Here is a 7,714-nt window from a genome sequence, read left to right as displayed (position 1 = left end):
TGCGAGTAGGGAAAACACTTGTCATAAGTCTCATACATAATTATAACACACATCTTAGATATAGTGACGCGTTTTCCTTAAATGTAACAAACTGGGTATAACGTGTCTTTTGTTCCGAAAAAGGGGAGCAATTTCATGCAAAAAGTGTTAAGCAAGATATCAGATGATATGGATAGCAAAAACATCAATAGAACTCAACTTGTAAAAAGAATCGACATAGATGGCGCTACACTATCAAGATTCTTAAAAGGAAAACATCAACTCGTTTTTAATAAGTATGGAGTAATTTTAAAAGAAGTGTATCCTGATGATGTTAATGCAAGAAGGAGTTTTTGCCGTAAATATTCTAGTGTCTTGAAGAGACAAGGGAATAAAAAGATAGCTGTATATTATTTATTAGCACACGGGGAATTAGATACCGTAGCGGAACTGTTAAACGAAACAACAATTAAACACGATTGGGAAAAGGCGTGTAGATTAATATATCTACGTTATAAAGGTGATCTATCTGGTGATGGACTATTAAAGGTTTACAAAGAAAAAGTAGAGGGTATTAAATCAAAAAATGTTGAATTTGAGATTCTCAAGGATATTGTACTTCTTCATATTAGATATGATCAGAAAAACTATAAGTCGATGATTCGACTTTCTGAAGAATTACATGAGAAGGTCGAAGAGTTGGAAGATAACTACGCTAAGGAATTTTTGAAATTTAAAATACAAGAAGCTACTATTTACGGATTGTTAACGTGTAATGAGATTCCAAGATTAAGATGTGTATGCCATGAAATAATCAACGATGAAAGTTCGGACATGTTATTTCCTATCTTTAAAGCAACAGCGTACGGTGTGTTGGGAGAGTCGTATATCTTTACGGATTACCATAAATCATTAGGATATTTAAATGCTGCTGCAAGTATCATAACGAACGGCCCTGGCAATCAAATGATGAAGAGGAAAAATATGATATTGAATACGATTGATTTCTTGAAGATACATTGGAAGGTAGATCTGGATAATATCAACCCTAAGGATAAAGTTGAAAAGGCCTATTTAGAAATACAAAAAGGTAATTGTGAAAAAGCAATAAGTATACTGGAAGATGTAATTGAAAATAAAGGAAAACTTAGTGCTTTTGGTTTAACTTATCTAGGGATAGCGAAGGAAAATGATCCACAAATACTAAGTGATGCCTTAGATTTATTTGAGCGATCTTCTGATATTTTTTATTCTTATTTAGCAAAGAAAAATCTAGGAATAATGTCCCAAAAATGCTATAATTTAGTTGGGTGATGTTAAATGAAAAAAGTACTATCGCTAATCACAAGCGTAGCATTAGCTGGCGGTTTCTTATTCGCTCCAGTTGATAATAAAGAGCAACCAAAACAAGTTGCTAAAGAAACACAAAACGTAATTTTATATGCAGAGGATCCTGGAACAGGGATCTAATTTTATAGATATATAAGAATGACGTCTTCTCTTGCAGAAGACGTCATTCGTCATTTTTGGGGTTATTGAACTTTTAATAAAAAATATAGTAAAGTTCAACGAATGTGAATCGATTCACAAACTACTATGAAGATATCGGAGGATGTTGGGGATGAAAAAAGAGATCGTAGAAAGCTTAGTAGTAACAGAGGTAATGGAATTTGAATCACAATTATTAGAGGTTATTAAAGCAGCGCATGAAGGTGATGAAAAGTCACTTGAAATCATATCAAAAATGAAACAGGCAATCAGTAGCTTCTAATGCTATCAATCGCCTGTTATCTTCATTAAGTCTTTAAATAATTTCATAATTTCCTTTTGCTTTTCTGGGTCTTTTTCTCTAAATTGAGTAATTAGTTCTTCAAATTCATCTTGAGCACTTGTAATAGGGTTCTTTTCATCGGATTCTCCTAGTACATAAGCTACAGAGACATTTGCGAGTTTTGCTATATCTAAAGAAGTTTTTCTTGATGGGCATTTATCCATTTCTTCGTTCTCCCACATAGAAACTGCTGATTTACTTTTTAATCCAAGCGCATTAATGAATTCAGATTGACTCATTTTTAGTATTTCAGTCCTGATTTCTTTAACCCTCTTGCTAATTAATTGGTGATTCATTTGTTTTCTCCCCTTTATAACGTTCACATATACCATTATCTTTTGCGTTTGTATATTAAATATATACCTAATATATATTTAAAATGTAACAGAAAAGTTCACTCAAAGACAACCTTTTTAAGTTTTTTTAAAGAGAATTAAATTTAAGGGTTCACAAATAGTGAACGTCATGTTATTATCAAATTAACGAAACGAACAAAGGTGATAAACATGAAATTAAATATAGGAAAAGCCAAAGCGTTACGCAAGAATCGTGGCTATAGTCAGGTTTATGTAAGTGATTATCTGGGGTATTCAACAAAATCTGCGTATTCACAACTTGAGTCAGGTAAGAGGCAACCAAGCTTATACAGATTAGGTTTACTATCTAAATTGTATGGAGTTACAGTCGATGAATTAGTAGAAGGTTAACGAAAAGTTAACTATTATTTTTTAACCAAATGTTCACGAAACGTGAACGTGAAGGGGGAAAGAAAATGAATCAATTACAAGTTTTCAATAATGAAGAGTTCGGCCAGGTTCGAACGGTAACACAAGGTGAAGATGTTTGGTTTGTAGCAAAAGATGTGTGTGACATTTTAGAACTAAACGACACAAATAAAGCATTGATAGCTTTAGATGATGATGAAAAATCTAAACACGAACAGTATTCGGGTTCAGGAAGAAAGCCAATGATTATTAATGAATCAGGACTTTACTCTTTAATACTTAGAAGCCGCAAACCACAAGCAAAAGCATTCAAAAAGTGGGTAACAAGTGAAGTACTTCCTTCTATTAGAAAACACGGAGCATACATGACAGATCAAGTCCTGGAACAAGCGGTGACTAACCCAGACTTTGCAATCGGTCTTCTCACTAAATTAAAAGAAGAGAAAGAAAAGCTTGCAGCAGCGAAACAACAAATTGTACAGCAACAACCATTGGTAACATTCGCAGCAGCGTGTATGCAGTCCGATAAATCACTAAAAGTGAGTGAGGTTGCAAAGCTAGCAGCTAAACACAATATCAAGATTGGACAACGTCAGTTATTCGCAAAACTTAGAGAATGGAATCTACTATTCAAGCGATCCACTGAACCCACTCAATCATCTGTTGAAAAAGGATACTTTGAAATCGCACAAGGTGTTAAACAGAAACCAAGTGGAGAGCCATTCACATGGACAACAACATACGTAACACCAAAAGGACAAGCATACATCATAGACCGACTGAAGAAAGAACAAGAACAGAAGGCGGTGTAAACGATGGAAGAAAGCACATTCTCACACTTAATGGTATTAGTTGTATTTCTCATCTTTGTAGGATTGAACTACAAAAGCATAAAGCAGTTGATAAAGGATGAAGTTGATGGATAAACAGCAGCGGGACAAAGAAGAGAAAGTAAAGATCATCAAGATGATACGTGATTTACGAGCTAGAGGGATACATAACAGCGCAGAGAAGGTTGAGGAAATGCATAAGGAGTTTATAACTCTAGCTAAATGATAAAAGCCCTGCAAGGGGATGCAGGGCAAGACTAAGGGTATTGAAGAATTGTCGATTCTAAAAGTAAAGGACTTCTTGGATTGTTATAAGTTTAACACGAAATTCCTTTAAATATTATATACAAATGTTACAGAAGTATGAATGTGAAAAACTATGATGAAAATTATGAAAAAAGTTGATAATCCAAAGAATCTATAAGGGCTTATGTTTGTAATAGCGTCTTTATAGAGTTAATAGGACAAGCTCTTGCTTGTCGGAATATTCAGGAATCTAATGGTATCCCCCACCTAGTAAATGGGTTCCTGGGTATTCCGATGCGCGAAGCATCAGAAAGGGTGAGAACAATGAATCTGCTAGTTAAAAACTAGCATTAAAAATACCTGTACGGGGAGGCACAGGTATCCAAGAAGGGTGTTTCAACAGGTTGATTCTATTTTATCAGTAACTCAATGAAAATGACGGGTTAAAAATTGAAAATTCTGTCTATTTAGTTGAGAAATAAAAAACCGCCCCCACCAATAGGACGGTTTTAGAGAAACAAATAAATATCTGTACCTACATTATAACATATTTTGTTTCTCTTAGTAAATAAGGAGGAATATGGAAATGATTGAAAATCCAATTACTTATGGAAATCATCACGATTCATCAGCTAGAGATTTCATGGATTACTGCGAAGACTGTGATGGTGAGCTGTACTTTGGGATGACTTATTACAAATTCGAAGGATCACTCATTTGTGAGGAGTGCTCCTCAGGATTTTTAGAAAGACACGCAAGAAAGATGGTGGCTGGAGAATGAAAGAACAATGGAAGCCGATTACTGGTTACGAAGGTCATTATGAGATTTCAAATAAAGGTAATGTAAAGTCACTTAAATATAAGAAACATAGAATTTTAAAGCCCTTCGAATGGAAAGGGTACAAGAAAATTAAGTTAGTACTAGAAGGTGTTGAGAAGACATTTAAGATTCACAGACTTGTAGCTAATGCCTTCGTTAATAATCCAGAAGATAAACCTATGGTTAATCATAAAGACGGGAATAAGGGCAATAACATCTATACAAATTTAGAGTGGACTACAAATGCAGAAAATATAAAACACGCTTACGATAACGAATTAATAAGCATTAAAAAGAAGATGCGAAGCGCTAAACCAAAAGCTGTATTACAAATAGATAGAGAAACAGGCGATATATTAGCGAAGTTTGAATCTGCTGGAGAAGCTGAACGTGAAACTGGAATATGGGGATCTCATATTCGTAGAGCATGCCTTGGAGAATTAAAACAAAGCGGTGGATATGTTTGGAAGTATGTAAAGTCTCATTCTACAGAGAAAGTAGCGGGTGAATAAGATGGGCCTACAAAACAAAATTGAAGCTGAAATTCAAATTATGAAGAGTTTAGTTGAACGATACAAACAAAGTAACGAACCAAATGCTGCATCGATGGTTGTGGCTTATGAATACGGATTACAGTCACTTATGGAAGTGTATGAAGCTAGTAAACAAACGGAATTAGCACCATTTTAAAAGAGAGGGAGATTCATATGACAACTGAAAATTACTTTTCTAAATTAGCTCAAATAGATTGCACGGAACATGTTGAAAAGAAAGGTCGGTTTAGCTACTTATCATGGGCGTGGGCAGTTAAAAAGCTTCGCGAAGTAGATCCAACAGCAACATGGGAAGTTAAGCGATTCGATGGAGTGCCATACCTTAAAACGGATTGCGGTTACTTTGTAGAAGTTGAAGTAACTGTACAAGGAATACCACTAAGTCAGATTCACCCAATACTTAACAATCAAAATAAGCCGATTGCAGAGCCTAACAGCTTTGACATTAACACAAGTATTCAACGTTGCTTAGTAAAGGCAATAGCGCTTCACGGATTAGGATTATACATTTATGCGGGCGAAGACCTGCCGGAAGTACAAGAAGAAATGATTACTGCCCAACAAGTTGGCGCGATTAAATTAAACATTAAAAAATTAGCCACTCTTCGGAAAGTGGATGAGGAAACAATTAAAGGGCATTTAAGCATTAAAGAAGTTGCAGAACTAACACTAAAGCAAGCTGAAGAGGTACTAAAAAAATCAACGAAATGGGTTAAACAAGCTGAAAAAGAAATTGCGGAAGCTAAAGAAAAAGAAACAATCGAAGAGGTAGAGCAAACGAATTAAGGAGTGAAAACCTATGTTAGATAAAAATCAATCAAAAGTCGTCCTTCCGGCGTGGGTATGGAAGGGCGCACGAAATGAAAAAGAAGCGAAAGCAAAGGCGATTGAGTACATTACTCCCGATCGCTACCCAGGATATAAAATAATCAAAATTCAAGGCGATATAGCGGTATGCGAAAGGGAGAATGCGTGATGTTTCAAGTGCCAGTAAGACGTGGATCAATGAAAGAAATGTTAACAGCAGTTCGTGATTTAGAAGCAAGGGGGTATGACTACGTAACACCAATCAAGCGAGTATATAGAGCGGAAAAAACGTTTCATCATGAAGGTAAATTCAGAGGTAAAGATAAGGTTAGGTTTACAGGGATGGAAGATTTAGTGAGTTATGAATATTGGATGAAGAAGGTGAACTAAATGAGTAGCAACATATTTCAACTAGAAACATTTGCAAGAAGCGGATATATGGTGCGACTCGCTTATGTTGATATCACGGAAGATTTAATTGCTGGAATTTTGTTAGGTCAAATCGTTTATTGGTACATGCCTAACGAACAAGGAAAAAGTAAATTGCGGATTAAGAAGAACGGAGAGTTTTGGTTAGCTAAAAGCCGTGAGGATTGGAAAGATGAAATTCGAATTACACCTAAACAATATGATCGAGCTATCAAAATACTAATTGAAAAAGGATTTGTAGAAGTTAAGAAGTTTAAATTCAACGGAGCCCCTACAAATCACATTAAGTTAAATATTTCCGAAGTTACCGAAAGGGTTAATTCTTTAACAGAGATTACTACAGAGACTACAACAGAGATTACTACATTAAAAGATAATATGCCTTCTGACCAAAAAGAACGGTCAAAAGACTGCATCCCTTATGAAGATATCGTTTCGTATCTTAATGAACAAGCGGGTAAATCTTTTCAACATAAAACAGCGAAAACTAGATCGTTAATCAAAGCTAGATTCAAAGACGGTTTTACTATAGATGATTTTAAACGGGTTATTAATATTAAAACAGCACAATGGTTAAAAGACTCCCATATGAACCAGTATTTACGACCAGAAACGTTATTTGGGACTAAATTTGAAGGTTACTTAAATGAAAAAGTAAAAGGAGTGGATTCTAATGCAAGCAGCGGCAGTGTCAATGGCAAAGATAATAGCTTCATCAACAAATATGACTTTACCAAAGGTCGCAAATGAAAGATGTGATTTATGTAGACGTAAAAAGTTCCTTGATGAAAATAACAAAGCCTACTGCTGGCATTGTAAAGAGATTGCACCTCAGGATATTCAATTGGCCCAGGAAACGCTTGTAATACAAAAGAGGAACCAAGTTATTAGTTTATACGATTCATTTGCTGACAACAGTCTAATCAACGACAAGTTGAAGAAGGCTACTTTTGATAACTATGTACCTCCTACAAAAGAATTAACTGATGCAAAAAAGACTATTATGAATTTCGTTTCTACATACAGCAAAGAGGAGCCAACAAGCATGATTATTACAGGCGATTACGGGGTTGGTAAAAGTCATTTATGTGTAGCGGCCACTAAAGAACTAATGAAACGTGGATACAGCGCAATGTTTATTCAAATGAACAAGTTGTTTACCAAAATAAAATCTACATGGAACAAAAACAGTGATTTAACAGAGGACAAGCTAATGTCACTCCTTGCTAAAGTGGATGTTCTTATTATCGATGATTTCGGAGCGGAGTTCACGGAGAAAGATAAAGAAGGCGTTACTTGGAAACAAACGAAGACGAATGAAATTGTAGATAGTCGGATTGGAAAGAGTACCTTATTCACAACTAATTTCAGTGTAGAACAGTTAGCTGAGATGTACGGAGAACGTGATTTTAGCAGAATGATGGAAAACGCAGAAATGCTAGAAATGTTTGGTGATAATTATAGATTACGAAACTTCAAGAAGGGGGAATGAA

At 35.2% G+C, this 7,714-nt stretch carries 15 protein-coding genes; 14 read left to right on the top strand and 1 reads right to left on the bottom strand.

Annotated elements, in window-relative coordinates; all coding sequences use genetic code 11:
- Positions 1–135: 135 nt before the first annotated feature.
- The 3 genes from QCI46_RS29600 to QCI46_RS29590 all read left to right on the top strand — a co-directional run bounded on the left by QCI46_RS29600 (position 136) and on the right by QCI46_RS29590 (position 1,750).
- On the top strand, positions 136–1,293 hold the full coding sequence (locus QCI46_RS29600; RefSeq protein ID WP_353842187.1) for an AimR family lysis-lysogeny pheromone receptor: 1,158 nt from the start codon (positions 136–138) through the stop codon (positions 1,291–1,293).
- Positions 1,294–1,299: 6 nt separating this feature from the next.
- Positions 1,300–1,449, top strand: a complete 150-nt coding sequence (locus QCI46_RS29595; protein WP_353842186.1) for a hypothetical protein — start codon at positions 1,300–1,302, stop codon at positions 1,447–1,449.
- A 151-nt stretch (positions 1,450–1,600) separates the two neighbouring features.
- Positions 1,601–1,750, top strand: coding sequence for a hypothetical protein (locus QCI46_RS29590; protein ID WP_353842185.1), 150 nt, complete (start codon positions 1,601–1,603; stop codon positions 1,748–1,750).
- 5 nt (positions 1,751–1,755) lie between these two features.
- Here the strand turns inward: QCI46_RS29590 and QCI46_RS29585 are convergent, their stop codons facing one another.
- Complete coding sequence (locus QCI46_RS29585; RefSeq protein WP_070179807.1) at positions 1,756–2,106, bottom strand: helix-turn-helix domain-containing protein; 351 nt, start codon at positions 2,104–2,106, stop codon at positions 1,756–1,758.
- A gap of 210 nt (positions 2,107–2,316) precedes the next feature.
- Between QCI46_RS29585 and QCI46_RS29580 the strand changes: the two genes are divergently transcribed.
- The 11 genes from QCI46_RS29580 (at position 2,317) to QCI46_RS29530 (ending at position 7,713) form a co-directional block, all read left to right on the top strand.
- Positions 2,317–2,517: a helix-turn-helix domain-containing protein gene (locus QCI46_RS29580; RefSeq protein ID WP_353842184.1), complete on the top strand. Its 201-nt coding sequence runs from the start codon at positions 2,317–2,319 to the stop codon at positions 2,515–2,517.
- A 65-nt stretch (positions 2,518–2,582) separates the two neighbouring features.
- Positions 2,583–3,347 carry a BRO family protein gene (locus QCI46_RS29575; RefSeq protein ID WP_353842183.1) on the top strand — a complete coding sequence of 255 codons (765 nt, stop codon included), beginning with the start codon at positions 2,583–2,585 and terminating at the stop codon, positions 3,345–3,347.
- A 106-nt stretch (positions 3,348–3,453) separates the two neighbouring features.
- Positions 3,454–3,591, top strand: coding sequence for a hypothetical protein (locus QCI46_RS29570; protein ID WP_353842182.1), 138 nt, complete (start codon positions 3,454–3,456; stop codon positions 3,589–3,591).
- A gap of 606 nt (positions 3,592–4,197) precedes the next feature.
- Positions 4,198–4,392: a hypothetical protein gene (locus tag QCI46_RS29565; protein WP_098858236.1), complete on the top strand. Its 195-nt coding sequence runs from the start codon at positions 4,198–4,200 to the stop codon at positions 4,390–4,392.
- Positions 4,389–4,943: an NUMOD4 domain-containing protein gene (locus QCI46_RS29560; protein WP_098858235.1), complete on the top strand. Its 555-nt coding sequence runs from the start codon at positions 4,389–4,391 to the stop codon at positions 4,941–4,943. The genes QCI46_RS29565 and QCI46_RS29560 overlap by 4 nt, the downstream gene beginning before the upstream one ends.
- Position 4,944: 1 nt before the next feature.
- Positions 4,945–5,121, top strand: coding sequence for a hypothetical protein (locus QCI46_RS29555; RefSeq protein ID WP_176551460.1), 177 nt, complete (start codon positions 4,945–4,947; stop codon positions 5,119–5,121).
- 17 nt (positions 5,122–5,138) lie between these two features.
- Positions 5,139–5,771, top strand: coding sequence for a Sak single strand annealing protein (locus QCI46_RS29550; protein WP_353842181.1), 633 nt, complete (start codon positions 5,139–5,141; stop codon positions 5,769–5,771).
- Between the two features lie 13 nt (positions 5,772–5,784).
- Entirely contained in the window at positions 5,785–5,961 is a 177-nt protein-coding gene (locus tag QCI46_RS29545; RefSeq protein WP_170957001.1) for a hypothetical protein, read from the top strand.
- Positions 5,961–6,182: a hypothetical protein gene (locus tag QCI46_RS29540; RefSeq protein ID WP_353842180.1), complete on the top strand. Its 222-nt coding sequence runs from the start codon at positions 5,961–5,963 to the stop codon at positions 6,180–6,182. Before QCI46_RS29545 ends, QCI46_RS29540 begins: the two co-directional genes overlap by 1 nt.
- Complete coding sequence (locus tag QCI46_RS29535; RefSeq protein WP_353842179.1) at positions 6,183–6,971, top strand: conserved phage C-terminal domain-containing protein; 789 nt, start codon at positions 6,183–6,185, stop codon at positions 6,969–6,971.
- Positions 6,895–7,713 (top strand): ATP-binding protein, encoded by an 819-nt coding sequence (locus tag QCI46_RS29530; RefSeq protein WP_353842178.1) that lies wholly within the window; start codon positions 6,895–6,897, stop codon positions 7,711–7,713. Before QCI46_RS29535 ends, QCI46_RS29530 begins: the two co-directional genes overlap by 77 nt.
- The last annotated feature ends 1 nt before the right edge of the window (position 7,714 follow it).

The sequence above is a fragment of the Bacillus cereus group sp. RP32 genome (genome assembly GCF_040459735.1).
Classification (GTDB): Bacteria; Bacillota; Bacilli; order Bacillales; family Bacillaceae_G; genus Bacillus_A; species Bacillus_A wiedmannii.
Note: the sequence above shows the minus strand (reverse complement) of the source record. Positions and strands in the feature narration are given on the sequence as shown.

Bases quoted from the DNA above. Each gene is read 5' to 3' on its own strand.
- QCI46_RS29595 (WP_353842186.1), top strand. From the start codon at position 1,300: ATGAAAAAAGTACTATCGCTAATCACAAGCGTAGCATTAGCTGGCGGT.
- QCI46_RS29565 (WP_098858236.1), top strand. From the start codon at position 4,198: ATGATTGAAAATCCAATTACTTATGGAAATCATCACGATTCATCAGCT.
- QCI46_RS29600 (WP_353842187.1), top strand. From the start codon at position 136: ATGCAAAAAGTGTTAAGCAAGATATCAGATGATATGGATAGCAAAAAC.
- QCI46_RS29575 (WP_353842183.1), top strand. From the start codon at position 2,583: ATGAATCAATTACAAGTTTTCAATAATGAAGAGTTCGGCCAGGTTCGA.
- QCI46_RS29590 (WP_353842185.1), top strand. From the start codon at position 1,601: ATGAAAAAAGAGATCGTAGAAAGCTTAGTAGTAACAGAGGTAATGGAA.
- QCI46_RS29530 (WP_353842178.1), top strand. From the start codon at position 6,895: ATGCAAGCAGCGGCAGTGTCAATGGCAAAGATAATAGCTTCATCAACA.
- QCI46_RS29585 (WP_070179807.1), bottom strand. From the start codon at position 2,106: ATGAATCACCAATTAATTAGCAAGAGGGTTAAAGAAATCAGGACTGAA.
- QCI46_RS29535 (WP_353842179.1), top strand. From the start codon at position 6,183: ATGAGTAGCAACATATTTCAACTAGAAACATTTGCAAGAAGCGGATAT.
- QCI46_RS29545 (WP_170957001.1), top strand. From the start codon at position 5,785: ATGTTAGATAAAAATCAATCAAAAGTCGTCCTTCCGGCGTGGGTATGG.
- QCI46_RS29570 (WP_353842182.1), top strand. From the start codon at position 3,454: ATGGATAAACAGCAGCGGGACAAAGAAGAGAAAGTAAAGATCATCAAG.
- QCI46_RS29580 (WP_353842184.1), top strand. From the start codon at position 2,317: ATGAAATTAAATATAGGAAAAGCCAAAGCGTTACGCAAGAATCGTGGC.
- QCI46_RS29550 (WP_353842181.1), top strand. From the start codon at position 5,139: ATGACAACTGAAAATTACTTTTCTAAATTAGCTCAAATAGATTGCACG.
- QCI46_RS29540 (WP_353842180.1), top strand. From the start codon at position 5,961: ATGTTTCAAGTGCCAGTAAGACGTGGATCAATGAAAGAAATGTTAACA.
- QCI46_RS29560 (WP_098858235.1), top strand. From the start codon at position 4,389: ATGAAAGAACAATGGAAGCCGATTACTGGTTACGAAGGTCATTATGAG.
- QCI46_RS29555 (WP_176551460.1), top strand. From the start codon at position 4,945: ATGGGCCTACAAAACAAAATTGAAGCTGAAATTCAAATTATGAAGAGT.